General features: G+C 68.4%; 22 protein-coding genes. 13 read left to right on the forward strand and 9 right to left on the reverse strand.

Going from position 1 to position 25,860, the window contains the following annotated elements; all coding sequences use genetic code 11:
• Positions 1-50 precede the first annotated feature (50 nt).
• Positions 51-296: a cbb3-type cytochrome c oxidase subunit 3 gene (locus tag DMX10_RS02860; protein WP_111259686.1), complete on the reverse strand. Its 246-nt coding sequence runs from the start codon at positions 294-296 to the stop codon at positions 51-53.
• A 10-nt stretch (positions 297-306) separates the two neighbouring features.
• Complete coding sequence (ccoN, locus tag DMX10_RS02865; RefSeq protein WP_111259687.1) at positions 307-1,731, reverse strand: cytochrome-c oxidase, cbb3-type subunit I; 1,425 nt, start codon at positions 1,729-1,731, stop codon at positions 307-309.
• Between the two features lie 288 nt (positions 1,732-2,019).
• Between ccoN and DMX10_RS02870 the strand changes: the two genes are divergently transcribed.
• From DMX10_RS02870 to DMX10_RS02880, 3 genes are all read left to right on the forward strand, one after another.
• A complete protein-coding gene (locus DMX10_RS02870) occupies positions 2,020-3,690 on the forward strand; it encodes a nitrite/sulfite reductase (protein ID WP_111259688.1) in 1,671 nt (556 codons plus the stop codon).
• Positions 3,687-4,169 (forward strand): DUF934 domain-containing protein, encoded by a 483-nt coding sequence (locus tag DMX10_RS02875; protein WP_111259689.1) that lies wholly within the window; start codon positions 3,687-3,689, stop codon positions 4,167-4,169. Before DMX10_RS02870 ends, DMX10_RS02875 begins: the two co-directional genes overlap by 4 nt.
• A gap of 286 nt (positions 4,170-4,455) precedes the next feature.
• A complete protein-coding gene (locus tag DMX10_RS02880; protein WP_111259690.1) occupies positions 4,456-6,018 on the forward strand; it encodes a TerC family protein in 1,563 nt (520 codons plus the stop codon).
• Positions 6,019-6,230: 212 nt separating this feature from the next.
• Here the strand turns inward: DMX10_RS02880 and mscL are convergent, their stop codons facing one another.
• Together mscL and DMX10_RS02890 are read right to left on the reverse strand one after the other, a co-directional pair.
• A complete protein-coding gene (gene mscL, locus DMX10_RS02885) occupies positions 6,231-6,650 on the reverse strand; it encodes a large-conductance mechanosensitive channel protein MscL (RefSeq protein WP_111259691.1) in 420 nt (139 codons plus the stop codon).
• A 63-nt stretch (positions 6,651-6,713) separates the two neighbouring features.
• Positions 6,714-7,001, reverse strand: coding sequence for a DUF1272 domain-containing protein (locus DMX10_RS02890; protein WP_111259692.1), 288 nt, complete (start codon positions 6,999-7,001; stop codon positions 6,714-6,716).
• 155 nt (positions 7,002-7,156) lie between these two features.
• Here DMX10_RS02890 and DMX10_RS02895 point away from each other — a divergent pair, with 155 nt between their 5' ends.
• From DMX10_RS02895 to radA, 3 genes are all read left to right on the forward strand, one after another.
• A complete protein-coding gene (locus tag DMX10_RS02895; protein ID WP_111259693.1) occupies positions 7,157-7,396 on the forward strand; it encodes a YdcH family protein in 240 nt (79 codons plus the stop codon).
• A 103-nt stretch (positions 7,397-7,499) separates the two neighbouring features.
• Positions 7,500-7,781 (forward strand): DUF465 domain-containing protein, encoded by a 282-nt coding sequence (locus DMX10_RS02900; protein WP_111259694.1) that lies wholly within the window; start codon positions 7,500-7,502, stop codon positions 7,779-7,781.
• 42 nt (positions 7,782-7,823) lie between these two features.
• The gene (gene radA, locus DMX10_RS02905; RefSeq protein WP_111259695.1) at positions 7,824-9,185 is read left to right on the forward strand and encodes a DNA repair protein RadA; all 1,362 of its coding nucleotides are present in this window, start codon (positions 7,824-7,826) and stop codon (positions 9,183-9,185) included.
• 3 nt (positions 9,186-9,188) lie between these two features.
• On the opposite strand, the gene DMX10_RS02910 is transcribed toward radA, so the two are convergent.
• The 3 genes from DMX10_RS02910 to DMX10_RS02920 are packed head-to-tail and all read right to left on the reverse strand — an operon-like array spanning position 9,189 to position 12,974.
• On the reverse strand, positions 9,189-9,557 hold the full coding sequence (locus DMX10_RS02910) for a PilZ domain-containing protein (protein WP_111259696.1): 369 nt from the start codon (positions 9,555-9,557) through the stop codon (positions 9,189-9,191).
• A 53-nt stretch (positions 9,558-9,610) separates the two neighbouring features.
• Positions 9,611-11,782, reverse strand: a complete 2,172-nt coding sequence (locus tag DMX10_RS02915) for a M48 family metallopeptidase (RefSeq protein ID WP_111259697.1) — start codon at positions 11,780-11,782, stop codon at positions 9,611-9,613.
• On the reverse strand, positions 11,769-12,974 hold the full coding sequence (locus DMX10_RS02920; RefSeq protein WP_111259698.1) for a DUF3142 domain-containing protein: 1,206 nt from the start codon (positions 12,972-12,974) through the stop codon (positions 11,769-11,771). Before DMX10_RS02920 ends, DMX10_RS02915 begins: the two co-directional genes overlap by 14 nt.
• A 220-nt stretch (positions 12,975-13,194) precedes the next feature.
• On the opposite strand from DMX10_RS02920, the gene DMX10_RS02925 reads away from it, so the two are divergent.
• From DMX10_RS02925 to DMX10_RS02955, 7 genes are all read left to right on the forward strand, one after another.
• Positions 13,195-13,701 (forward strand): DUF3015 domain-containing protein, encoded by a 507-nt coding sequence (locus DMX10_RS02925; protein WP_111259699.1) that lies wholly within the window; start codon positions 13,195-13,197, stop codon positions 13,699-13,701.
• Positions 13,702-14,108: 407 nt separating this feature from the next.
• Complete coding sequence (locus DMX10_RS02930) at positions 14,109-16,175, forward strand: carbon starvation CstA family protein (protein ID WP_111259700.1); 2,067 nt, start codon at positions 14,109-14,111, stop codon at positions 16,173-16,175.
• Between the two features lie 13 nt (positions 16,176-16,188).
• Positions 16,189-16,392, forward strand: coding sequence for a YbdD/YjiX family protein (locus DMX10_RS02935; RefSeq protein ID WP_021218787.1), 204 nt, complete (start codon positions 16,189-16,191; stop codon positions 16,390-16,392).
• Between the two features lie 102 nt (positions 16,393-16,494).
• Positions 16,495-17,466, forward strand: coding sequence for a GTPase (yjiA, locus tag DMX10_RS02940; protein WP_111259701.1), 972 nt, complete (start codon positions 16,495-16,497; stop codon positions 17,464-17,466).
• An 89-nt stretch (positions 17,467-17,555) separates the two neighbouring features.
• Positions 17,556-18,071: a sigma-70 family RNA polymerase sigma factor gene (locus tag DMX10_RS02945; protein WP_111259702.1), complete on the forward strand. Its 516-nt coding sequence runs from the start codon at positions 17,556-17,558 to the stop codon at positions 18,069-18,071.
• The gene (locus tag DMX10_RS02950; protein WP_111259703.1) at positions 18,068-19,015 is read left to right on the forward strand and encodes a FecR domain-containing protein; all 948 of its coding nucleotides are present in this window, start codon (positions 18,068-18,070) and stop codon (positions 19,013-19,015) included. Before DMX10_RS02945 ends, DMX10_RS02950 begins: the two co-directional genes overlap by 4 nt.
• 65 nt (positions 19,016-19,080) lie before the next feature.
• Positions 19,081-21,468: a TonB-dependent receptor gene (locus tag DMX10_RS02955; RefSeq protein WP_111259704.1), complete on the forward strand. Its 2,388-nt coding sequence runs from the start codon at positions 19,081-19,083 to the stop codon at positions 21,466-21,468.
• Positions 21,469-22,348: 880 nt separating this feature from the next.
• Here the strand turns inward: DMX10_RS02955 and glyA are convergent.
• Both glyA and DMX10_RS02965 read right to left on the reverse strand, forming a co-directional pair.
• Positions 22,349-23,602 (reverse strand): serine hydroxymethyltransferase, encoded by a 1,254-nt coding sequence (gene glyA, locus DMX10_RS02960; protein ID WP_111259705.1) that lies wholly within the window; start codon positions 23,600-23,602, stop codon positions 22,349-22,351.
• A gap of 100 nt (positions 23,603-23,702) precedes the next feature.
• Positions 23,703-25,580 carry a hypothetical protein gene (locus DMX10_RS02965; protein ID WP_111259706.1) on the reverse strand — a complete coding sequence of 626 codons (1,878 nt, stop codon included), beginning with the start codon at positions 25,578-25,580 and terminating at the stop codon, positions 23,703-23,705.
• Positions 25,581-25,860: the final 280 nt, after the last annotated feature.

Genomic DNA, 25,860 nt, shown 5'->3' on the forward strand with positions numbered 1-25,860 from the left:
CATCCTGCGGCACGGGGCTTCGCATGGTTCGCGGAGCGCCGCCTTACCCCTCACATCTCCACATCCCCACGATTCGCACAAGCGCCGTCGCAGCGCCCGGGGCAGCTGCAACCGGTGCTGCTGCGCCCGGTGGCGCGTTCCATGCGCCGGGCCACGGGTTCGTCGTCGGCGAAGGGCAGCATGGTGGCTTCGTCGATCTGCCGCTGGTCCTTGCCGCCCAGGCTGAGCTGGGTGGCGACGTAGAAGAACACCAGGGCGCCGAGGGACAGCAGCCCGTAGAAGCCATCCAGGTCCATGGCCGCTTCCTCAGGTGCGGGCCGCGATGGCGGCGGCTTCGCTGCGCGGCGCGCGGATGGTGACCCAGCTGTTCCAGGCCATTAGCAGCATGCCGGTGAGGAAGAAGGCGCCGCCGATGAAGCGCACCAAGAATCCCGGGTGGCTGGCTTCGAGGGCCTCGACGAAGGAGTAGGTGAGGGTGCCGTCGTCGTTGACCGCTCGCCACATCAGGCCCTGGGTGATGCCGTTGACCCACATCGAGGCGATGTAGAGCACGGTGCCGATGGTGGCCAGCCAGAAGTGCGCGTTGATCAGCCGGGTGCTGTACATCCGCTCGCGGCCGAAGATCTTCGGGATCAGGTGGTAGAGCGAGCCGAAGGTGATCATCGCCACCCAGCCGAGGGCGCCGGCGTGCACGTGGCCGATGGTCCAGTCGGTGTAGTGGGAGAGGGCGTTGACCGTCTTGATGGCCATCATCGGGCCTTCGAAGGTGGACATGCCGTAGAAGGCCAGCGAGACGATGAGAAAGCGCAGGATCGGGTCGTCGCGCAACTTATGCCAGGCACCGGAGAGGGTCATCATGCCGTTGATCATGCCGCCCCAGCTGGGCGCCAGGAGGATGATCGACATCGCCATGCCCAGGCTCTGGGCCCAGTCCGGCAGGGCGGTGTAGTGCAGGTGGTGCGGGCCGGCCCAGATGTACAGGGTGATCAGCGCCCAGAAGTGAACGATGGACAGGCGGTAGGAGTAGACCGGGCGCCCGGCCTGCTTGGGAATGAAGTAATACATCATCCCGAGGAAGCCGGTGGTGAGGAAGAAGCCCACCGCGTTGTGCCCGTACCACCACTGCACCATGGCATCGGTGGCGCCGCTGTAGAGCGGATAGGACTTGAACCAGCTGACCGGGATGGCCATGTGGTTGACCACGTGGAGCATGGTGGTGACCAGGATGAAGGCGCCGAAGAACCAGTTGCCGACGTAGATGTGCCGGGTGCGGCGCTTCATCACGGTGCCGAAGAACACCAGCGCGTAGGCGACCCAGACGATGCCCATCCACACGGCGCCGGTGAATTCCACCTCGGCGTATTCCTTGGTGGTGGTCAGCCCCTGGGGCAGGGTGACCAGCAGCATCACCACGAGGACCTGCCAGCCCCAGAAGGTGAAGGCGGCCAGGCCGTCGCCGAACAGTCGCGCCTGGCAGGTGCGCTGCACCGTGTAGTAGCTGGTGGCGAACAGCGCGCTGCCGCCGAAGGCGAAGATCACCAGGTTGGTGTGCAGGGGGCGCAGGCGGCCGAAGCTGGTCCAGGGCAGGTCGAGGTTGAGCTGCGGCCAGACCAGCTGGGCGGCGATGAACACGCCCAGCCCCATGCCGACCACGCCCCAGACCAGGGTCATGATCGTGAACTGACGAACCACCCGGTAGTTGTAGGTGGGCTCCTGTAGTGCGGTGTTCATGGCGGAACCTTTTCGATTGCGGAAGAAGGCGCCAGCACCGGGGCTGGCAGGCTCGCCACTCTAGAAAGCCGGGTCCGAACAAAACAGGCTCAGATCATTGAGGTTTTTAGAGATCAGATCCCAGGCGCGGGCATGCCAGGGAAGCAGCGGCGACGTTGAGCGGGCGCGAAATCTGATCTGCTTTTCGCGTTCACATCTGCGGCTGTTTATGAGGGGCATGGCCGCCCATAGTGGCACCTCGTTGTTCCGCTCCCGGTGCAGGGGCGGCGCCAGACCGAGGAGCCTTGCATGTATCGATACGACGACTATGACCACGCGCTGGTACGCGAGCGCGTGGCGCAGTTCCGCGACCAGGTGGCGCGGCGCATCAGCGACGAGCTGAGCGAGGAGGAGTTCCTGCCGCTGCGCCTGCAGAACGGGCTGTACATGCAGAAGCACGCCTACATGCTGCGCGTGGCCATCCCCTACGGCACCCTGTCGTCGCGGCAGCTGCGCACCCTGGCCGGCATCGCCCGCGACCATGACCGCTGCTACGGCCACTTCACCACGCGGCAGAACATCCAGTTCAACTGGATTGAGCTGGCCGAGGTGCCGGACATCCTCGAACGCCTGGCCGAGGTGGAGATGCACGCCATCCAGACCTCCGGCAACTGCGTGCGCAACATCACCACCGAGGCCTTCGCCGGGGTGGCCGCCGACGAGCTGCTGGACCCGCGCCCGCTGGCCGAGATCCTGCGCCAGTGGTCCACCATCAACCCCGAATTCCTGTTCCTGCCGCGCAAGTTCAAGATCGCCATCTCCGCGTCCGGCGAGGACCGCGCGGCCATCCAGATGCACGACATCGGCCTCTACCTGTACCGCGACGCGGCGGGCGAGATGTGCCTGCGGGTGCTGGTGGGCGGTGGCCTCGGGCGCACGCCGATCCTCGGCCTGCAGATCCGCGAGGGCCTGCCGTGGCAGCACCTGCTGTCCTACGTCGAGGCCATCCTGCGGGTGTACAACCGCCACGGCCGGCGCGACAACAAGTACAAGGCGCGGATCAAGATCCTGGTCAAGGCGCTGGGCATCGAGGCCTTCGCCCGCGAGGTGGAGGCCGAGTGGCAGCACCTGCGCGACGGCCCGGCCCAGCTGACCCTCGCGGAGTACCAGCGCGTGGCCGCCGCCTTCGACGCGCCGAGCTACGAGACGCTCGATGACATCGACCTGGCCTTCGGCAGCCAGCTGGCCGCCGATGCCGAGTTCGCCCGCTGGTGCTCGCGCAACCTGCAGCCGCACAAGGTGCCGGGGTACGTCGCCGTGGTGCTGTCCACCAAGCCCGGGATCGACGCGCCGCCGGGGGACGTCACCGCCGCGCAGATGGAGGCGGTGGCCGACTGGGCCGAGCGCTTCGGCTTCGGCGAGATCCGCATCGCCCACGAACAGAACCTGGTGCTGCCCGACGTGCGCAAGCGCGACCTGTACGCGCTCTGGAACGCCGCCCGAGATACCGGCCTGGCGACGCCGAACATCGGCCTGCTGACCGACATCATCGCCTGCCCCGGTGGCGACTACTGTGCATTGGCCAACGCCAAGTCGATCCCCGTCGCCCAGGCCATCCAGCAGCGTTTCGAGGACCTGGACTACCTCCACGACCTGGGCGAGCTGAGCCTGAACATCTCCGGCTGCATGAACGCCTGCGGCCATCACCACATCGGCAACATCGGCATCCTCGGCGTCGACAAGGGGGGCAGCGAGTGGTACCAGATCACCCTCGGCGGCGCCCAGGGCATGGCGGCGGCGCTGGGCAAGGTGATCGGCCCGTCCTTCAGCGCCGCCGAGGTGCCGGAGGTGATCGAGCGCATCGTCGCCACCTACCTCGACTACCGCGAGCTGGAGGAGCGCTTCGTCGACACCGTCGGGCGCATTGGCATCGAGCCCTTCAAGGAGCGGGTCTATGCCCGCGCGCAGGTGCCGGCATGAACAACCTCATCCGCCTGCTGGAGGGAGAACCGCAGCTGGTGCCGGACGACCCCTGGACCCTGGTGCGCGAGGTGGGCGAAGGCCTGCCGGACGGTCCGTTGATCCTGCCGCTGGCCCTGTGGCGCGAGCGTGATGGCCGCGACGGCCTGCTGCTGCAACCGGATGACGAGGTGGAGACGCTGGGGCCGCTGCTGGATACCGATGTGCCGCTCCTCGCCGTGGATTTCCCCAGCTTCCGCGACGGCCGTGGCTACAGCCAGGCCTATCTGCTGCGCAGCCGGCTCGGCTGGCACGGCGAGCTGCGCGCGGTGGGCGATGTGCTGCGCGACCAGCTCGCGCACATGCGCCAGTGCGGCTTCGATGCCTTCGCCGTGCGCGCGGACAAGTCCGTGGTCGACGCGCTCAAGGGGCTGGCCGGGGTCAGCGTGCTCTACGGGCGTTCGGTGATCGAGCCGAGGCCCTTGTTCCGCCGGCGCTAAGCGACTTCGTACACGATTGGTAAAAATTCCCGGATTAAACGGCGTGCATTCATGTCCTAGGATGCACGTCCGTTTTTTCGATCCGGGACCCAATGGACAGCGACAGTAGCAAACCACCCCCCAGCAGCGTGGGCGTGGCCCCTTCCTCACCCGGCGCCGCCGAGCGCCCGATCCGAGCGTGGCACTCCGCCGCGCGATCTTCCCGCATGCCGATCCGCCTGCAGCGCTTCCATGGCGCCGATGCAGCCTTCGCGCCTGCCCGTCTTTCGCCCAGGAGTGCCTGAACATGGAATGGATAGCCGACCCCACCGCCTGGCTGGGACTGCTGACACTGATCGTGCTGGAGATCGTCCTCGGCATCGACAACCTGGTGTTCATCGCCATCCTCGCCGACAAGCTGCCCCCCGAGCAGCGTGACCGCGCCCGCCTGATCGGCCTGTCGCTGGCGCTGATCATGCGCCTGGGCCTGCTGGCCAGCATCTCCTGGCTGGTGACCCTGACCGAGCCGCTGTTCGAGGTGTTCGGCCAGGCCTTCTCCGGGCGTGACCTGATCATGCTGTTCGGCGGTGTGTTCCTGTTGTTCAAGGCCACCATGGAGCTGCACGAGCGCATCGAGGGGCGGGTCCACCACCAGGGCGGCAGCCGCACCTATGCGATGTTCTGGCCGGTGGTCGCGCAGATCGTGGTGCTCGACGCGGTGTTCTCCCTCGACGCGGTGATCACCGCCGTCGGCATGGTCGAGCACCTGGAAGTGATGATGATCGCCGTGGTGATCTCCATCGGCCTGATGATCGTCGCCAGCAAGCCGCTGACCGCCTTCGTCAACGCCCACCCCACGGTGATCATGCTGTGCCTGGGCTTTTTGATGATGATCGGCTTCAGCCTCACCGCCGAAGGCCTGGGCTTCCACATTCCCAAGGGCTACCTGTACGCGGCCATCGGCTTCTCGATCCTCATCGAGCTGGCCAACCAGACGGTGCGCTGGCGCCGCAAGCGCCAGCTGCAGGGCAGCCGTGGCCTGCGTGAGCGTACCGCCCACGCGGTGCTGCGCCTGCTCGGCGGGCGCGGCGTGGATGCCGGCGAGGTGGGCGACGACATCGCCGACATGCTCAGGGACGGCGAAGGCGATACCGCGGTGTTCGACCGCCGCGAGCGGGTGATGATCAGTGGCGTGCTGCACCTGGCCGAGCGTTCGATCCGCACCGTGATGACCGACCGCGCGCGGGTCAACCGCATCGACCTGGACGATTCCCGTGAGCAGGTCCACCAGGCCCTGCTGCAGGCGCCGCACTCGCGCCTGGTGGTGATCCGTGGCGGTGCGGTGGACGAGCCCCTGGGCTACCTGCACAAGAAGGAGTTGTTCAAGGAACTGCTGCGCGGCGAGGAGCCGGACCTGGAGTCGTTGCTGCGCTCACCGGTCAACCTGCCGGAAAGCGTCTCGGTGCTGGGCGCCCTGGAGCAGATGCGCGAGGCCTCGACCCACATCGCCTTCGTGGTCAACGAGTTCGGCGGCTTCGAAGGCCTGGTGACCATGACCGATATCCTGGAGTCCATCGCCGGCCAGTTGCCCGACGCCAGCGAGAGCGAGGGCCTGGACATCGAGCCCAGTGGCGAGGGCTACAAGGTCAGCGGTGCGGTGAACCTGGCGGTGCTGCGCGAGCGCCTGGGCTTCCGCGCCCGCCCCACGGACGATTACCAGACCCTGGCGGGCCTGGCCATGAGCCTGCTGGACCGCCTGCCGATGGTCGGCGACCGCCTCGAGGTCGAAGGTTGGGAGCTGCGGGTGACCGAGGTGCGCGAGCGCCGGGTCAACCGCCTGCTGCTGAGGCCGGTCGAGGAGACGGGCTGAGCCTGAAAACGAAAACGGCGCCGCGAGGCGCCGTTTTCATATGAGCTTCGCGGGTTTCACCCGCCCTACGAGGTGCGTTCCCCGGTGGTAGCCCGTGCTTCAGCGCGGGGAACGGAGTGGCCGGAGGTCCCGGGCTGAAGCACGGGCTACGGGGGCGTGAAACGGAAACGGCGCCTTCGGGCGCCGTTTTCATGTTTGCGAAGACAATCCGGTCAGGGCTGCCTGTCCTGCTGCTGCGACTTGAGCAGGTCGCGGATCTCGGTCAGCAGCACTTCCTCCGGCGTCGGTGCCGGCGGGACGGAAGGGGCCACGGCCTCTTCGCGCTTGAGTTTGTTGATGGCCTTCACGCCCATGAAGATGGCGAAGGCGACGATGATGAAATCCAGCACCGTCTGGATGAACTTGCCGTAGCTCAGCACCACTGCCGGCACGTCGCCCTGGGCGGCCTTGAGGGTGATGGCCAGGTCGGTGAAGTCGACCCCGCCGATCAGCAGGCCGATCGGCGGCATGATCACGTCACCGACGAAGGACGAGACGATCTTGCCGAAGGCCGCACCGACGATGATGCCCACCGCCATGTCGACCACATTGCCCTTCACTGCGAAGGCTTTGAATTCGTTCAGTAGGCTCATGTACCGCTCCCCGGGTTCTGGTTATGGGCTGAAAGTGTAACCGAGTGTTCTGACCGCGCCATCTCAGCGATGTTGCGGTTCCACATGGCGGTAGAGGCGGCAGAAGTCAGCGTGGACGCTCGTGTCGACTGGCTTTTCCACCTTCACGCCGGTGGCCGGGTAGCGGGCCAGCAGGACCTTCGGGCGCACCGGGCGCGGGTAGAAGCCGCCGCCGCAGTTGGGGCAGACGTTTTCCAGGCGCTGTGCGCAGGTGGCGCAGAAGGTGCACTCGAACGAGCAGATGCGCGCATCGGTGCTCGACGGGGGCAGGGGACGGGAACAGGCTTCGCAGCTAGGGCGCAGCTCCAGCATCGGGGTTCTCCTCGGTCAGGCGCACAATCCTAGAACTTCCCGCGGGCGGCGCACAGCCACGAGTGTTCACTGAACACGCCATCGGGCCGCCCGGCACCAACAAAGGCCCCGCTTGGTCTAGCCTCAAGGAAGTTTCCGGAGAGAGGAGCCCGACCATGCCGCTCGAACATCACCCCCTCAATCGCGAGTTCCCCGAATATCGCGACACGATGCAGGAGATGCTGCAACACAACGTGCATTTTTCCCGCCTGGCGCAGGAGTACCAGCGTCTCGATGCACGCATCTATGAAGTGGAGGACGGCAAGCACGCCCTCGACGACCTCGCCCTGCACAGCCTGAAGATGCAGCGGGTGGCGCTGAAGGACGAGATCGCCCAGTTGCTCAAGAACCACTAGGAAACCGTTCCCGGTAGCCGGCGAGGCGGCTTGATCGGCGTCAACGCGGGGGAGGCCGGCGCTGGGTAGTCTGGCGCCCATTTCCCCTTCCGGAGCCGTCGCCATGACCGTCTACGACACCCTTCCCAGCACCGCCCCCGAGCGTGACCGCAAGGCCCTGTACGAGGCGCGTCGCGCCGAGGAGCGCATCGCCCGCCTGCGCGAGCAGTACGAGCTTTTGGAGAAGCGCATCGGCCGCATCGAGCAGGGCAGCGAGCCGCTGGACGGCTCCAGCCTCCAGGCCCTGCGCATGCGCCGCGACGGCCTGCTGCAGAACCTGCAGGCACTCAAGGCGCCGGAGCGCAAGGAAGGCTGCTGCGGCTGCGGGCGCGCCTGCGGGGGTTGATCCGCTATCATGCGGGCTTCGTTTTTCTGACGGAGTCCGCTGATGGCCAAGGCCAAGCGCATGTACGGCTGCACCGAGTGCGGCTCGACCTTCCCCAAATGGGCCGGCCAATGCGGTGACTGCGGGGCCTGGAACACCCTGGTTGAAACCGTCATCGACGGCGCCGCGCCCCCCAGCGGGCGCGCCGGCTGGGCCGGCGGCCAGGCGCAGATCAAGACCCTGGCCGAGGTCAGCGTCGAGGAGATGCCACGCTTCTCCACCGCTTCCGCCGAGCTGGATCGCGTGCTCGGCGGCGGCCTGGTCGACGGCTCGGTGGTGCTGATCGGCGGCGACCCGGGCATCGGCAAGTCCACCATCCTCCTGCAGACCCTGTGCAACATCGCCGCGCGCTTCCCCGCGCTCTACGTCACCGGTGAGGAATCCCAGCAGCAGGTCGCCATGCGCGCCCGCCGCCTCGGGCTGCCCGAGGACAAGCTCAAGGTGATGACCGAGACCTGCATCGAAAGCATCATCGCCACCGCTCGGGTCGAGAAGCCCAAGGTGATGGTGATCGACTCCATCCAGACCATCTTCACCGAGCAGCTGCAGTCCGCCCCCGGCGGCGTGGCCCAGGTGCGCGAGAGCGCGGCGTTGCTGGTGCGCTACGCCAAGCAGAGCGGCACGGCGATCTTCCTGGTCGGCCACGTGACCAAGGAAGGCGCCCTGGCGGGGCCGCGCGTGCTGGAGCACATGGTCGACACGGTGCTGTATTTCGAGGGCGAGTCCGATGGCCGCCTGCGCCTGCTGCGGGCGGTGAAGAACCGTTTCGGCGCGGTCAACGAGCTGGGCGTGTTCGGCATGACCGACAAGGGCCTCAAGGAGGTTTCCAACCCCTCGGCGATCTTCCTCACCCGCGCCCAGGAAGCGGTGCCCGGCAGCGTGGTCATGGCCACCTGGGAAGGCTCGCGGCCGATGCTGGTGGAGGTGCAGGCTCTGGTGGACACCAGCCACCTGGCCAACCCGCGTCGCGTGACCCTGGGCCTGGACCAGAACCGCCTGGCGATGCTGCTGGCGGTATTGCACCGCCACGGCGGCATCCCCACCCATGACCAGGACGTGTTCCTCAACGTGGTGGGCGGGGTCAAGGTGCTGGAGACGGCCTCCGACCTGGCGTTGATCGCGGCGATCATGTCGAGCCTGCGCAACCGCCCGCTGGAGCATGACCTGCTGGTGTTCGGCGAAGTGGGGCTGTCGGGCGAGGTGCGTCCCGTGCCCAGCGGCCAGGAGCGTCTGAAGGAGGCGGGCAAGCACGGCTTCAAGCGGGCCATCGTGCCCAAGGGCAACGCCCCCAAGGAGGCGCCGCCCGGGTTGCGGGTGATCGCGGTGACACGCCTGGAGCAGGCGCTGGACGCGTTGTTCGAGTAGCGGCTACTTCTCCACCAGGGCGGCGAGGTCGCGCTCCAGCAGGCCTTCGTTGCCGAGGTTGAGCTCCACCAGGCGGCGCAGGTGGGCGATGGAGTCCAGGTCGATGTGCTGGCAGACGAAGCCCAGTTGGTCCTTCTGGACGCGGGTCAGCACGACTTCCATGCGCACCTGGGTGTCGCCGCTGAGGCGGACGGTGGCGAGGAACGGCTGGTCCGGATCGCCGTTCCAGTTGCTCGGGCGTTCCACCAGCAGGCCCTTCAGGGAGATGTCCTGCAGCTCGACGTTCCAGCGACGCTCGTCCTGGGCGATCTCGGTGGCGGCATCGAACGCGATGCGGTGGAAGCGTCGGCGCTCGTTGTCTGTGTCACTCATGGCATGGCTCCTGCTCAATTCACACAACTATAGACAAGGCTCGGGGCTGCCGCTCATCGGGAACGGCGGCGCCACAGCCAGGCTCCGGCAGCACCCAGCAACAGCGCGGCGCCGGCGACGAGGCCGTACCTGATGGAGTAGAACCCGTCGCGCACGGCCTGTTCACGTTCTTCCCACAGGCGGCCGTGGGCGCTCTCGAAGTCCGGCTCCTCGCAGTTCATGCCGAAGTTGCCCGCCCACTCCACGAAGGGGCCGTGCTCGACGTAGCGCCGGTAGATGGCCTGGGCGCGGGGAAGGTCGGTGTACTGGATCCAGCCGCTGCCCTTGCACAGCACGGCGGCGAAGGCCTGGCTGGTATGGGGCAGGTCGTCGGCGGCGCGCTCGGTGAGGTCGGCGGCGACCCAGCGGTAGTGATAGCGCGAGTTGGGCTGCGCCATATGGGCGTTCTGTCGCTGCACCTCGCCCTCGGACAACAGCCCCTCCGCCTTCAGCGTGCCGACCTGGGTGAGGGCGAAGTAGCCGCCCAGCGCATGGAAGTCCGGTGACATCTCGTAGCCCAGCAGCTCCATGCCCTTCCAGCGGGCCAGGCGCGCGGCGGTGTAGTAGGCCTCGGCGCGGCCGATGCCGGTCCAGCGGCTCTGCGCCTGCTCGCGGGCCTGGCCGTATTCACGGGCAGCGGCGCGCAGTTCGTCGCTCTCGAAGTAGGCCGGGGCTTCGTCGTAGCGGCCTTCGCGCAGCAGGCGACGGCCCAGCAGCTCGCGCAGGGAGGCGGCCACCGGGCGCGGGCGGTAGGCGTCGCGGTCTTCCTGGGTCTGTGCCGGCGGCGCGTCCACCTTGGCGTCCACATAGCCCTTGAGTTCGTCGAGGGTGAGCACCCGCTCGGCCACGGCGGCGGCGTCCATCCAGTAGATCTCGCCGCTGCGGTAGAGGTTGTCGAAAGCCTCCAGGTAGTCGCCGCGCTGCAGCGCGAGGATGGCGCGCTCGCCCTCCACCCGGCAGCGCGGCCTGACGGTTTCCCACTCCCAGTTCTCGGTGCGCCGGGCACCCCATTGCTCGTCCTCGGGGAAGGCCCTGGCGGCGCGGGCATAGGCTTCGGTGGCGCGCGGGGTGTCGCCGGCGCGCAGGGCCAGCTTGGCCCTCAGCCACCAGGCGAGGCCGCTGTCGCCGGCCTTCGCCAGGAAGCGCTCGGCGTTGTCGTAGCGGCCGAAGCGGTAGGCGAGTGCGGCGAGGCGGTCGGCGTTGGGCAGCTCGGCGGCGTCGAGGTCCATCAGCAGTTCGGCCAGGTGCTGCTCGCCGCTGGGCTGGTCGTCGTAGAACCAGCCGATGCGGGTGAGCAAGCGCACCGTCAGCAGCTGTTGCACCTCGGGCACCGCCAGCAGCGGCACCAGTTGCTCGTCGGGCATGCGCGCCAGCTCCCCGCTCAGTTGGCGCAGGGAGCTGTAGCCGGTGTTGGCGTGCAGCGCGGCCTGGTTGGAATAGAGGCGGATGGCCTCGCCCCAGTCGCCGGCTTCCCTGGCCAGCAGGGCTTCTTCGCCCAGGCTGGCGGCGGCCAGCTCCAGCGGGTCGTCGAAGCCCTCGATGGCCAGTTTGCGGGTGAGGCGGAAGGCCTCCCTGGCGGCTTCGGCATTGGCGTGCAGGCGCTGGGTGATTTCCTCGTCGCTGAGCACTTCGTCGCTGGCAGGCAGGGCGCGGCTGCTGGCGGCCAGGGTGCGGCCCATGGAGTAGGCGGCCCAGGTGCTGCGGGTGCGACGCTCGGCTTCCGGCAGCGCGAGGACGCGGCGGAAGTAGTCGACGGCCAGCGCAGGGTCGCCCTGGAAGGCTACGGCGCCGGCGGTGTAGAGGCGGATTTCGGCGGGCAGGTCCTGGCCCTCCGCTTCGGCCCGCTGGGCGTCATCGAGGCCGCGCAGGGTTTGCACGCGCTGCCACATCGCTTCGCCCAGTTCGCTTTTCTCGCGCTCGTCACGCTGCTGCAGGTAGGCGCCGTTGTCCTCTTCCCAGCGTGGCACCAGGCTGGCCTCGGTGACCGGCTTGAGCCCGGGGATGGGCGGGGCCAGGCGGGTGATCTCGAAGGCGAAGTTGCCCTCGGGCAGCTCGGCCAGGCTGTTGGCGCGGTCGTCCAGCAGGCGCATGGAGAAGTCCGGGCCGCAGGCCAGGGCGCTGCCGAGCGGCAGGGCGAGGGCGATGGCCAGGGCAAGACGGGCGCGGCGACGCTCAGGGGCGTACATGGATTCCTCCTTGATCGAGTTCGGAGCAGCGGGCCCAGCCCAGCGCACGGCGCTGGCCGGCGGCGAGGTCGGCGGCGGCCTGGCGCTCCAGCACCAGGCCCGTGTCGCTGCGTTGCATGCGGTAGCCGGGTAGGGCGTCGAAGGCCTGGCAGTCGCGGGCGGCGATCTCCAGGCGTTGCGGCAGCGTCGCGGGGGCATTGCCGCTATTGGTGAGGCTGAGTTCGCGCAAGTCATCGCCCCGTGGGCGTTCCACCTGGACGGCCAGTGCCGCCGCCAGCGGCTCGCCCCGGGCCACGGCGCGCAAGGTCGCCAGGGGCCAGGCGCGGCGGTCGCCCGGCAGGGGCAGGCGGAACCAGATGAGCCCGGCGAGGTGGGCGGGGCGCTCATCCCGCAGGCGATGGACCAGGGCGGCGACCTGCTGCGGATCGGCGCTGAGTTCGCGGCGCTCGCCGGCCAGGTTCAGCGGCGCTTCGCTTTCCACCCGGGTGCCGCTGGCACTGCTGATGAGGCCGGCACCGTAGGCGGGCAAGGCGAGCAGGAAGGGGCGCTCGCTGCGTTCGGCCCAGCGCTGGGCCCAGGCGAACGCCTTGTCGGCATCGAACAGCCCCTGCTCGGGAGCGCTGACGCCGTGGACCTGCAGCACGCTGCCGTCCACCTGGGCCAGCAGTGCGTCAAGCTCCGGGCTGGACAGCCAGGCGGGCAGGGCGGTGATGCCCAGGCGCAGGCCCGGTGGCAGGGCCTGGCGCAGCTCCGCGAGGAAGCGAATGTAGCCGGGCAGGCGCGCGCTGGCGCAGTCGTGGTCGATCTCCAGCGCTTGCGGGGCCAGGCCGGCGGCCTTCCACTCGGCGAGCAGCGCGGTGATCTCCTCCCGTGCCCGTTGCGCGTCCAGCTGCGGCAGCTGGCCATCGAGGCGCACCACCGCCACCAACGGGCGGCCATCGCGGCGCAGCAGCGCGCTGTCCACCTTGACGCGGGACCACCCGGCGCCGGGGTGCGCCTGCAGGGCGAGCACGCGCAGGGTGGAGAAGTCATTGCGGCTGCGGGCCAGGGCGTCGGCATGGGCGGGCAGCCATTGGCGCTGCCAGATGTAGAGCTGCTGATCGAGAGGCGGGGACACCGCTTCGCGGCAACCGGTGGCCAGGGCGAGGAGACAGAAGAGGGCCGCGATCCTGCGGCGGGGGAGGCCGTACATGGTCGTCATCAGGGAGGGACTGGGCGCCGGGGCTCGTTCGCGGCGGATTAGACTCCCAATCCCGATGCCCGGCAAGGGGCGCGCGTCAACCCGTTCACATCCGTGCAAGCGGCGTCGCCATTGGGCGGTGCGTCGGTCCGTTGCGGTTTGACAGTTCGCCAAGTGTCGCCAAAGCTGCTTAGGCGATTTAACCCCTTTGTTGATTTCTGGAGTGCAGCTAATGGACAACCGACTGCTGGTCAAAGGCTTGATTGTGGGACTTCTGAGCGTGGGTAGCGTGGCGGCGCATGCCGATGCTGCCGGTGGCAATGGATGCGGCTGGGGCAACATGCTCTTCGACGGCCAGCGAGGCTTCGCCCCGCACTTCCTGGCAACCACCACCAACGGCACCTCGGGTAACGCCACCTTCGGCATGACCTCCGGCACCAACGGCTGCGACGTGAACGCCAAGATCGGCTACGGCGGCCGCTCGATGCTGGCCATGAACGGCATGCTCGACAACATCGCCGAGGACATGGCCCAGGGCCAGGGCGAGGCGCTGGACGCCTACGCGACCCTGCTGGGGGTCGAACAATCCGACCGCGCGCACTTCGCCAAGGTCGCCCAGGAGAACTTCTCCACCATCTTCTCCGCCCCGGACGTGACCGGTGAGCAGGTACTGGCCAACACCCTGGAAGTGATGAGCCGTGACCAGCAACTGGCGCGCTACGCCAAGCAGCCGGCCTGATCGGCAGCGGTAACGAGGAAGCCGGGCGATGCCCGGCTTTTTCATGCCCGGTGATCAGGCGGCCTGGCCGCAATGTCGGCGTGCACCCGACCTACCCATGCAGCGGACCCAGGCTCGCAGGTGGACCTGTCTGGGCACCGGGTGGGCCGGGCGGCGCTCCGTTTCAGCCCACCGCTCTCCCCGTCCTCCACACCGCCTGGTGGAGGCAGAAAAGCGACCTCCACCCTACACAGCGGTCATGCCCGTGCACGGGGGCTGGCAGGGCACACTCCATGCCCCGGATAGACAGCGTCCGACCACCCCGACGACAGCGGCCGAAGGCTCTAGACCAAGGTCTGACTTCAGTTTCGCCGGGGAGCGGCTAAGCTTGTGCGGCAGCTTGTCTGTCTATCCATTCGGAGTTCCCTATGAACAATAACAATAGCGTCACGCGCCACCTGCCCTGGGCAGTGCTGGCGGTGGTCGGCGCATGTGCCTTGGGTGTGGTTGCGCTACGCCGCGGCGAGGCGATCAACGCCTTGTGGATCGTGGTCGCGGCCGTTGCCCTCTACCTGGTCGCCTACCGCTACTACAGCCTGTTCATCGCCACCAGGGTGATGCAGCTGGACCCGACCCGCGCGACCCCCGCGCTGCTCAACAACGACGGCCTGGACTACGTCCCGACCAACAAGCACATCCTCTTCGGCCACCACTTCGCCGCCATCGCCGGCGCCGGCCCGCTGGTGGGGCCAGTGCTCGCGGCGCAGATGGGCTACCTGCCCGGCACGCTGTGGCTGATCGCCGGCGTGGTGCTGGCCGGGGCGGTGCAGGACTTCATGGTCCTGTTCATCTCCACCCGCCGCAACGGCCGCTCCCTGGGCGAACTGGTGCGCGAGGAGATGGGCCAGATCCCCGGCACCATCGCGCTGTTCGGCGCCTTCCTGATCATGATCATCATCCTCGCGGTGCTCTCGCTGATCGTGGTCAAGGCCCTGGCCGAGAGCCCCTGGGGCATGTTCACCGTGATGGCGACCATTCCCATCGCGATGTTCATGGGCATCTACATGCGCTACATCCGCCCGGGCCGCATCGGCGAAATCTCGCTGGTGGGCGTGGTGCTGCTGCTGTTGTCGATCTGGCTGGGTGGCCAGGTCGCCGCCGATCCGGTCTGGGGGCCGGCCTTCACCTTCACCGGCGTGCAGATCACCTGGATGCTGATCGGCTACGGGTTCGTCGCCGCCGTGCTGCCCGTGTGGCTGGTGCTGGCGCCGCGCGACTACCTGTCGACCTTCCTCAAGATCGGCACCATCATCGCCCTGGCCATCGGCATCCTGGTGACCATGCCCGAGCTGAAGATGCCGGCGCTGACCCAGTTCGTCGACGGCACCGGCCCCGTGTGGAAAGGCGGCCTGTTCCCCTTCCTGTTCATCACCATCGCCTGTGGCGCCGTCTCCGGCTTCCACGCGCTGATCAGCTCCGGCACCACGCCCAAGCTGCTGGCCAACGAGTCCCACGCCCGCTACATCGGCTACGGCGGCATGCTGATGGAATCCTTCGTCGCCATCATGGCCATGGTCGCCGCCTCGGTGATCGAGCCGGGCGTGTACTTCGCCATGAACAGCCCGCCGGCCGTGGTCGGCACCGACGTCGCCGCCGTGGCGGCCACCGTCAGCAGCTGGGGCTTCACCATCACCCCGGAAGTGCTGGAGGCCACCGCCCGTGACATCGGCGAGCACACCATCCTGGCCCGTGCCGGTGGTGCGCCGACCCTGGCCGTGGGCATCGCGCAGATCCTCCACCAGGTGCTGCCGGGCGAGAACACCATGGCGTTCTGGTACCACTTCGCGATCCTCTTCGAGGCGCTGTTCATCCTCACGGCGGTGGACGCCGGCACCCGTGCCGGGCGCTTCATGCTGCAGGACCTGCTGGGCAACTTCGTACCGGCGCTGAAACGCACCGAGTCCTGGACCGCCAACGTCATCGCCACCGCCGGTTGCGTGGCCATGTGGGGCTGGCTGCTGTACCAGGGCGTGATCGACCCGCTGGGCGGCATCAACACCCTGTGGCCGCTGTTCGGCATCTCCAACCAGATGCTCGCCGGCATCGCCCTGATGCTCGGCTGCGTGGTGCTGATCAAGATGAAGCGCCAGCGCTACGTCTGGGTCACCCTGGTGCCGGCCACCTGGCTGCTGATCTGCACCACCACCGCGGGCCTGATCAAGCTGCTCGACCCGAATCCGGCGGTGGGCTTCCTGGCCCTGGCCAAGAAGTACAGCGACGCCGCCGACGCCGGCCAGATCCTGGCCCCGGCCAAGGACATGGCGCAGATGCAGCACGTGATCTTCAACGCCTACACCAACTCGACCCTGACCGTGCTCTTCCTCTTCGTGGTGCTCAGCATCCTGTTCTACGCCATCAAGGTGGGACGCGCGGCCTGGGCCAAGCCCGAGCGCACCGACAAGGAATCGCCCTTCCAGCCGATTCCGGACGCCTGAGGAGTGAACGCGCATGTTCAATGACCTGAGCCGCATGGGTAAGTACCTGGGGCAGGCCGCGCGCATGCTGGTCGGCATGCCCGACTACGACAACTACGTCGAGCACATGCGTGGCAAGCACCCGGACAAGCCGGTGATGAGCTACGAGGAGTTCTTCCGCGAGCGCCAGGAGGCGCGTTACGGTGGCGGCAAAGGACGACCCATCCGCTGCTGTTAAACGTACTTCGCCAGGCTGCTGCGCTCGCGACGCCTGGCGAGACAGGTTGACAGTTACCCACGCGCCACGACTCGTCGTGGCGCGTGTCTTTTGGAGATCACGATGTACCCGACACCCATCCCCGTCACCGTGCTCAGCGGCTTTCTCGGCGCCGGCAAGACCACCCTGCTCAAGCACATCCTCAAGGCCGAGCACGGCCTGAAGATCGCGGTGATCGAGAACGAATTCAGCGAGACGCCCATCGACGGCCAACTGCTCGGCAGCGAGCCGGTGCAGGTGATGACCCTGGCCAACGGCTGCGTCTGCTGCTCCATCCACGTCGAGCTGGAGAAGGCCCTGTACCTGTTGCTGGAGCGCCTGGACGCCGGCGAGCTGGCCTTCGACCGCCTGGTGATCGAGTGCACCGGCCTGGCCGACCCGGCGCCGGTGGCGCAGACCTTCTTCGCCGACGAGGAGCTCTGCGAGCGCTACGTGCTGGACGGCATCATCACCCTGGTGGACGCCGCCAACGCCGAGCGCCACCTGGCCGAGACCATCGCCCAGGCCCAGGTCGGGTTCGCCGACCGCATCCTGGTGAGCAAGCGCGACCTGGTGGACGACGCCCACTTCGAGGCCCTCAGCCAGCGGCTGTCGCGGATCAACCGCCGCGCGCCGATCCGTGTGGTCGACCACGGCCGCATCGACCTGGCCGAGCTGCTCGACGTGCGCGGCTTCAACCTCAATGCCGACATCGGCCCGGCCCTGAGCCTGCGTCCGCTGACCCCGGCCGGCTCCACCGACCGCATCGCCACCCTGGTGCTCAAGAGCGACAGGGCGCTGGACCTCGACAAGCTCAGCACCTTCATGGAAGGCCTGCTGGAAGAGCACGGCAACGCCCTGCTGCGCTACAAGGGCGTGCTGGATATCGCCGGCGAGGACCGGCGCATGGTGTTCCAGGGCGTGCTGCGCCTTTACGGCTTCGACTGGGACAAGGAGTGGGCGGAGGGCGAGGCACGCGAGAGCGTGATCGTGTTCATCGGCGACAACCTGCCGGAAGCGCGCATCCGCGCCGGCTTCGCCGAGGTTGAGGCCTGAGGGAGCGCCGCGCTCGGCAGTTGGAATGTCAATGAAAAGTAAATAGAATCACTCGCATTTGATTCCATTTACCTTCCGGCGTGCCACCCATGAACGATGCAGCCGCGGCACCCGAACCCACCCTCAACACCCTCTATCGCGAACACCGCAGCTGGCTGGAAGGCTGGTTGCGGCGCCGCCTGGGCAACGCCTGGGATGCCGCCGACCTGACCCAGGACACCTTCGTCCGCGTCCTCGCCGCCCACCAGGACAAGCCGCTGCCGCGCCTGCAGGAGCCCCGCGCCTACCTGCTCACCGTTGGCAAGCGCCTGCTGATCAACCACCACCAGCGCCGCAGCCTGGAGCGCGCCTACCTGGACGCCCTGGCCAGCCTGTCGGAGGCGCAAGCGCCCTCGCCCGAGCAGCGCTGGCTGCTGCTGGAGACCCTGCAAGCGCTGGACGAGTTGCTCGACGGCCTGCCGCTGGCGGTGCGCCGCGCCTTCCTCTGGGCGCAGCTCGAAGGCCTCGACTACGCCAGCATCGCCCGGCGCCTGGAGGTGTCCGAACGCACGGTGAAGCGCTACATGGCCAAGGCCTACGAACACTGCCTGCTGGTGGACCTGTGAGCGGCCAGCCATCGCCCCTGGCGCGCCAGGTCGCGCGGGAAGCGGCGCACTGGCTGACGCTGCTGGAATCCGGCGGTGCCCGCGAGGCCGACCATGCCGAGCTGCAACGCTGGCGGGCCCGCAGCAGTGACCACGAGCAGGCCTGGCAGAAGGCCCAGGCGTTGCGCCAGCGCTTCGCCCAGCTTCCTGGCGCCCTGGCCCTGGCCAGCCTCGACCGGCCGGACCTCGCGCGGCGCAAGAGTCTCAAGCGCCTGCTCGCCTTCGGCGCCCTGGCTCCTGCCGGCTGGCTCGCCTGGCGGCAGATGCCCATCGCCCACTGGAGCGCCGACCTGCGCACCGCCACCGGCGAGCGTCGTTCGCTGGACCTGCCCGACGGCACGCGGCTGCAGCTCAATACCGCCAGTGCGGTGAACCTCGACTTCGATGGAGGCCGCCGCCGGCTCGCCCTGGTCGAAGGCGAGATCGCCGTGGACGGCGCGGGCGGCCTGCGGGTGCAGACCCGTGACGGTCGCCTGCTGGCCTCCGGGGCGCGCTTCTGCGTGCGCCAGTTCGACCAGGGTTGCCTGGTCTCGGTGGCGCGCGGCGTGGTGCGCCTGGAGCCCGCCCAGGGCGGCCCGGTCACCCTGCAGGCGGGCCAGCGCGCCGGCATGAGCGCATCGGGCGTGGGCCGGGTAGAGGCGTTCGATACGCGCCAGCCCGACTGGCAGCAGGGGGTGCTGATCGTCGAGAACCGCGCCCTGGGCGCCGTGCTGCGCGAGCTGGCTCGCTACCGACCCGGCGTGCTGCGCTGGGACCCGGTGCTGGAGAGGCTCGCCGTGACCGGCACCTTCCGCCTGGAAGACACCGACAAGGCCCTGGCGTTGCTGGCCGCCAGCCTGCCCATCGAGGTGCACTACCGTACCCGCTACTGGGTGTCGCTGGTGCCGCGGCCCTCCGTTGGCTGAAGGCTGTCCCTTTTTTCCGGCTCGCCTGTCATCACAGGCAACAGAACGAAAAAAGAGAGCCTCCGATGTCCTCGTCCCCCTCCTTCCGTCCTTTCGCGATGCCCCTGCTCCTGGCCCTGGGCTGCGCCGGCCTTGCCGCGCCCAGCTGGGCCGATGACGGCACGCGTCGCAGCTACGAGATCCCCGCCGGCAGCCTCGGCGCGGCGCTGACCCGTTTCGCCGGCGAGGCCGGCGTCAGCCTGTCCGTCGACCCGGCGCTGGTCTCAGGGCGCAGCAGCGCCGGGCTGAACGGCGACTTCGGCGTGGAAGAGGGCTTCGCCCGCCTGCTCCAGGGCTCCGGGCTGATGCTGCAGCCGGCCGGAGAAGGCAGCTACACCCTGCTGCCGATGCCCGAGGAGGGGAGCCGCGTGCAGCAGCTGCAACCGATCGCCATCACCGGGCAGGGCAGTGGCGCCGCCGCCGATCACTACGCCGGCGGCCAGGTTTCCCGGCGTGGCGGGCTGGGCATGCTGGGCGAGCGCGACTTCATGGAGACGCCCTTCAACCTCACCTCCTACACCAGCGAAGCGGTGAAGAACCAGCAGGCCCGTACCCTCGCCGACGTGGTCGCCAGCGACCCCTCGGTGCGTACTACCAACCCGTCGGCAGGGCGCTTCGAGCAGTTTTCCATCCGTGGCTACAGCCTCTACAACAGCGATGTCGCCTACGGTGGCCTCTACGGCGTACTGCCCACCTACTCCATCGACATGGAGATGGCCGAGCGCGTCGACATCCTCAAGGGCCCGGGTGCCCTGCTCGGCGGCCTCGCACCCAACGGCAGCGTCGGTGGCAGCGTCAACATCGAGCCCAAGCGCGCGGGCGACGAGCCGACCACCGAGTTCACCGCCATGCACGCCTCTTCCGGCCAGTTGGGCGGGCACGTGGACATCGGCCGGCGCTTCGGCGACGACCAGCGCTTCGGCCTGCGCTTCAACGGCGTCAAGCAATCCGGCGACACCGAGTGGGACCACCAGAGCCTGGAGCGTGATTCCGCCGTGCTCGGGCTGGACCTGCGCGCCGAGCGCGTGCGCCTGTCCCTCGATCTCGGACGACAGGAGCGCGACGTTGACGGGCCCATGGAGCGGGTCGGCCTCAACGCCGGGGTCAAGGTGCCGGACGCCGAGGACATCCACCACAACTTCGCCCAGCCCTGGACCTACTCCCGGGCCAAGGACACCTTCGGCGCCCTGCGCGGCGAGTACGACCTGAGCGAGTCGCTGATGGTCTATGCCGCCGCCGGCGCGCGCCGGGGCGACTACGACTTCCTCCGCCACGCGGTGCAACTGACCAACGACGCCGGGCGCTTCGTGGTCAGCCCGCGCGCCTTCCAGCGCGAGGAGGAGGTACGCACCGCCACGGTCGGTCTGCGCAACTGGTTCTCCACGGGTTCGGTGGGGCACACCCTCAACCTCAGCCTCAACCGCTTCGACATGACCTTCGACAACAGCGGTGCGCGCTACGCCAACGGTGTGAGCAACCTGTTCGACCCGGCGACCCTGCCGGAGCCGGTCACGCCCACGGCCGCCGACAACCCGACCCACACCCGGAGCGTGCTCTCCAGCCTGGCGCTGGCCGACACCCTGAGCTTCGCCGGTGACAGCGTGCTGCTGACCCTTGGGGCGCGCCTGCAGCGGGTGGAGGTGGACAGCTCCGAGCCGGGCGAGCCCGACCAGCGCTATGACGAGCGCGCCACCTCGCCGGCCCTGGGCGTGGTCTGGCGCACCACCGAGGCGCTGTCGCTGTACGCCAACTACATGGAAGGCCTGACCCAGGGCCAGACCGCCCCGGAGACGGCCAGCAACGCCGGCCAGGTGTTCGCGCCCTACCGCAGCAAGCAGGTGGAAGCCGGCATCAAGTACGACATGGGCAACCTGACCAGCACCCTCAGCGTCTTCCGCATCGAGAAGCCCGCCTACTACACCGAGAACGGCTACCTGCGCCCCGACGGCGAGCAGCGCAACCAGGGCCTGGAGCTGAACCTGTTCGGCGAGCCGCTGGGAGGCGTGCGCATCCTCGGCGGCGCCATGCTGCTGGACGCCGAGCTGACCCGCACCGCCAATGGCAGCAACGATGGCAACCGCGCCATCGGCGCGCCGATCCTCAACGCCAACCTCGGCGTCGAATGGGACCTGCCCCAGGTGCAGGGGCTGACCCTGACCGCGCGGGCCATCCACACCGGCGCCCAGTACCTGGACCCGGCCAACACCCAGAAGGCCGACGCCTGGCAGCGCTACGACCTGGGCGCGCGCTACGCCTTCAGCGTCGGCGAGACGGACGTGACCCTGCGCGCCAGCGTGGAGAACGTCATGGACAAGGCCTACTGGGCCTCCGCCAACGTCCCCGACGGCACCGCCACCGGCCTCACCCTCTCCACCCCACGCACCTGGCTGGTGTCGGCGACCCTGGGGTTCTGATGGCCGCCTTCCCGGGCTGAAGCCCGGGCTACGGCCGGTATTCTTAGAGCGTAGGGTGGGCTTCAGCCCACCATCGGAGCTGCCGGCAACCCCCTGGTGGATGGAAAAAGCGCCATCCACCCTACACCCCGACGTACCCCGTGCCGGTAGGGGCGAACTCATTCGCCAAGGGCCGCCGGCACGTTGTGTCCGGCAAGTGTAGGGTGGACCACGCTTCACCGGTCCACCGCAGCGGAGCCCGGTTCGGCTCCGCTGGTGGATGAAAAGAGCGCCATCCACCCCCGAGATACCCCGTGCCTGTAGGGGCGAATTCATTGGCTCTGTCTGCGTTAGCTGTTGTGGTTTTAAAGCAAGCGCTCAAGCACAGTCCTTTCCGGGCGTCCAAGGGTTTATGCCACATCCACCGCATGGGTTTCGCTTCGCTCTACACCATCCTACGAAAGCCCGTGCGCACCACGTGGCGATGCGCTGGACGAAGAAAGTTGGAGCAGCCGCCAACGCCCCTCCAGGAGGCCGAACGCAGTCGTTGCGCCGGGGGACGAGCGGCATGGATGCCGCGAGAGGCGCGCCAGGCCATGGATGGCCCATCGCGCCGGCCCCCAGAGCAACGATGGAGTGAGGGAACCCGACGCAGTCGGGCCGGATGATGGGGCAAGCCCTTTTGGTTCCTTTTAAGGCGATTGTTAAAAGGGACTCGCCCGGGTGGGCGAAACCAGAAGCACCAACAAAACTCGGCAATCAGCTGGGTCCAAATCTTCTAGCAACACTTAACGCAGACAGAGCCAATTCATTCGCCACGGGCCGCGCAGCGCTCCCACGGCCTGTGCGACAGGCATAAAAAAGCCCGGCATGGGCCGGGCTTCTTCGTCAGCGCTGTCGCTTAGTTGCCGTAGACCGGCAGCTTGGCGCAGATGGCCTTGACCTGTTCGCGTACGCGGTCGACCACGGACTCGTCGCCCATGTTCTCCAGGATGTCGCAGATCCAGCCGGCCAGATCGCGGCATTCGACTTCCTTGAAGCCGCGGGTGGTGACGGCGGGGGTGCCGATGCGCAGGCCGGAGGTGACGAAGGGCGAGCGCGGGTCGTTGGGTACCGAGTTCTTGTTCACGGTGATGAAGGCGCGGCCCAGGGCGGCGTCGGCGTCCTTACCGGTGATGTCCTGCTTGATCAGCGACAGCAGGAACAGGTGGTTCTGGGTGCCGCCGGAGACCACGTCGAAGCCGCGGTCGATGAACACCTCGGCCATGGCCTGGGCGTTCTTCACCACTTGCTGCTGGTAGGTCTTGAACTCGGGCTGCAGGGCTTCCTTGAAGCACACGGCCTTGGCGGCGATCACGTGCTCCAGCGGGCCGCCCTGGGCACCGGGGAATACGGCGGAGTTCAGCTTCTTCTCGATCTCCTCGTTCTTGCGCGCGAGGATCAGGCCGCCGCGCGGGCCGCGCAGGGTCTTGTGGGTGGTGGTGGTGACCACGTCGGCGAAGGGCACCGGGTTCGGGTATACACCGGCGGCGACCAGGCCGGCCACGTGGGCCATGTCGACGAACAGGTAGGCACCGACCTTGTCGGCGATGGCGCGGAAGCGGGCGAAGTCCAGGACCTGCGAGTAGGCGGAGAAGCCGGCGACGATCATCTTCGGCTTGTGCTCGACGGCCAGGCGCTCGACTTCGTCGTAGTCGATCAGGCCGGCGTCGGTGATGCCGTACTGCACGGCGTTGTACAGCTTGCCGGAGGAGGAGACGGAGGCGCCGTGGGTCAGGTGGCCGCCGTGGGCCAGGCTCATGCCGAGGATGGTGTCACCGGCCGACAACAGGGCCAGGTAGACGGCGGCGTTGGCCTGGGAACCGGCGTGGGGCTGGACGTTGGCGTAGTCGGCGCCGAACAGTTCCTTGGCGCGGTCGATGGCCAACTGCTCGACGACGTCGACGTACTCGCAACCGCCGTAGTAGCGCTTGCCCGGGTAACCCTCGGCGTACTTGTTGGTCAGTACCGAACCCTGGGCTTCCATCACCGCCGGGCTGGTGTAGTTCTCGGAGGCGATGAGCTCGATGTGCTCTTCCTGGCGCTGGGCTTCCTGCTCCATCGCGGCGAAGAGTTCGGCATCGTAGCGGGCGAGGGTCAAATCACGGCTGAACATGGCGGTCCTCTCGGGGATCGGTACGTGGAAAGGCGCGCATTCTAACTCATAGGTCGTTGGCTGACACATGAAGGTCGGTCATGCGACAGACAAGCGGCGCTCACGCGGATTCCTCATCGACTTCCTGCAGTTCGGCGAGCTTCTGGCGCAGGGCTTCGCGCTCGTGATCGAACAGCAGGGGCAGTTGTTGCCAGCTCTCATAGAGCGGCTCCAGCCAGCAGCAGTAGCCGGAATCGGGGCGCTGGCCTTCCAGGCGCTCGAAACAGGTGTGGATGTCCAGGGCATGGGCCGGCTGGTCGTGGGCGATGGCGGCCAGGACGCGGATGGCCGCCACCGTGGTCCAGTCGCTCGGCCCGAACAGAGCGCTGAGCAGCAGGGCGCGACGGCGCGAACCTTCCCAGCCGTGATCGAGATGGGCCAGCACCTGGGCGGCGGCGCTCTGCACGCGGGTCAGCCAGAGCAGCGCGGGGACCGAGCGGTCGGGCACCGCCGGCGGGTGCACCAGGGTCGCCAGCACCTGCAGCGGCTCGTCGCCTGTGAGGCCGGCGGCCACATGGCTGGCCTGGGCCCAGTTGGCGCGGGCGTAAGGCGTGGCGGCGAGACCGGCGATCAGCGCACTGACCTTCTCCCCGGGCGGCGGCAGGGCCGGCTGCGCCTGGTCGCCCTCGTAGCGCCAGAGCAGGTGCTCGACGGGGCCGTGCGGCTGACGCGGATCGGGCTGGGCGATGGCCTCGGCGGTGACTTCGACCTTGCAGCCGGACAGGCCGTGGGCGGCGAGTTCCAGGGCGATGGCCAGGACGTTGCTCGGCGCCTCCAGGGACGAGGTGCGCAGGGTGATGCTGTCGCCGGGCGAGCCCTCGTAGCTGCCGTCGAGCAGGCTGTCGCGGATCTTGCGCAGGACGTTGGCGCTGGCGTCGTTGGGCTGGGGTGGTGCCCCGCTGGCGAGGAACCACAGTTGGTAGGCGCGTTCGTTGTCGGCCTTGGCAGCGTCGATCACCCGCTGCAGCAGGGCGTCGTCGCCCGTGGCGCGCCACTGGCAGTAGTCCCGCGAGGGGGCGGCCCAGGGATGTTGCGGGTGCAGTGCCAGGGCCTGGTCGTACCAGTTGATCGCCTGGGCCCAGCCCTGGTTCTCCAGCCAGGTGTCGCCGGCCTCCAGGTAGGTGCTGAGCTCTTCCGGCTGCTGCTGCACGGCCTGGCTGAAGGCCAGGTCGGCCTCCGCCGGGCGACCCTGCTGGCGCAGCACCAGGCCCCGTGCGGTCGCCTGGTGCCAGTCCTGCTGCTGCACTGGCCCGGCCAGCTCCAGGGCCTGGTCGAAGAGGGCGGCACGGCGCAGCAGGCCGATGTGCAGCATCGTCCATTGCGCGGTGAAATCGTCCGCAGGGCGGATGCGCCCGGCCAGCACGGCCCAGCGCCGGGTGTTGGCGAGGTCGTGGGCGGTGGCTTCGCGGGCTTCCGGGGTGCGCTGGATGACGCGGCCGAGCAGGCGCATCTGCAGGTCCGCATCCAACTGTTCCAGGCTGCCGGCCGGCTCCAGCCAATCGAGGGCCCAGGCGTCGAGGTAGTCGCTCTCGGGGGCGGCGTCGATCACCTGCAGGAGCAGGTCGACGGCTTCGGCGACCCGGCCTTCGCGGGCCATGATCCAGCTGCGCAGCGCTTCGGTCGCCGCGTAGCGTTGCTCGCTGGGCGGCAGCAGCACCGCTTCGGCCGGCGTGCCGGCGCGTTGCAGGTAGCGCTCGGCCAGGGCCAGCCACTCCGGGTTGGCCGGGGCGAACCTGAGCAGCTCAGCCAGGTGCTCGGCGCCGTGGGCGAGGTTGCCCTGCTCCAGCTCGGCCTCGGTGATGAACAGTTCGAACTCGGCGGTGCCCTGGCGCAGCTCGATGCTGGGCGTCTCGGGAGCGGCTTCCGGTGAGGCGGTCGGCGCGTCTTGGGTGGTCGGGTCGATTTCGGTAGGGCGGGTAAAGCGTTTCCACCAGGACATGGCGGGCTCCTTGTCGCGTCGTCGCCGGTCAATGGCGGGCTGGTCGGGCGGGGCGCTGGGCCGTGATGGCGCGATCTTACGGCAAGGTCCCCGGCGTGGGCCTGTCGGGGATCACGAAACCGCTTTCGCGGCGAGGGTGGAGCGGTGTTCGGCATGACCTCGAATGGTGGACCGGTGAAGCGTGGTCCACCCTACGCCCGGGCTGCGGAGACAAATAAGCCCAGGTGTTGACGGTATCCGCCGATCCCCCAGGCTATTCCAGCTTCCAGCTTCCAGCTTC

Origin of the sequence: Pseudomonas sp. 57B-090624 (assembly GCF_003234055.1) — a bacterium.
GTDB classification, from domain to species: domain Bacteria; phylum Pseudomonadota; class Gammaproteobacteria; order Pseudomonadales; family Pseudomonadaceae; genus Metapseudomonas; species Metapseudomonas tohonis.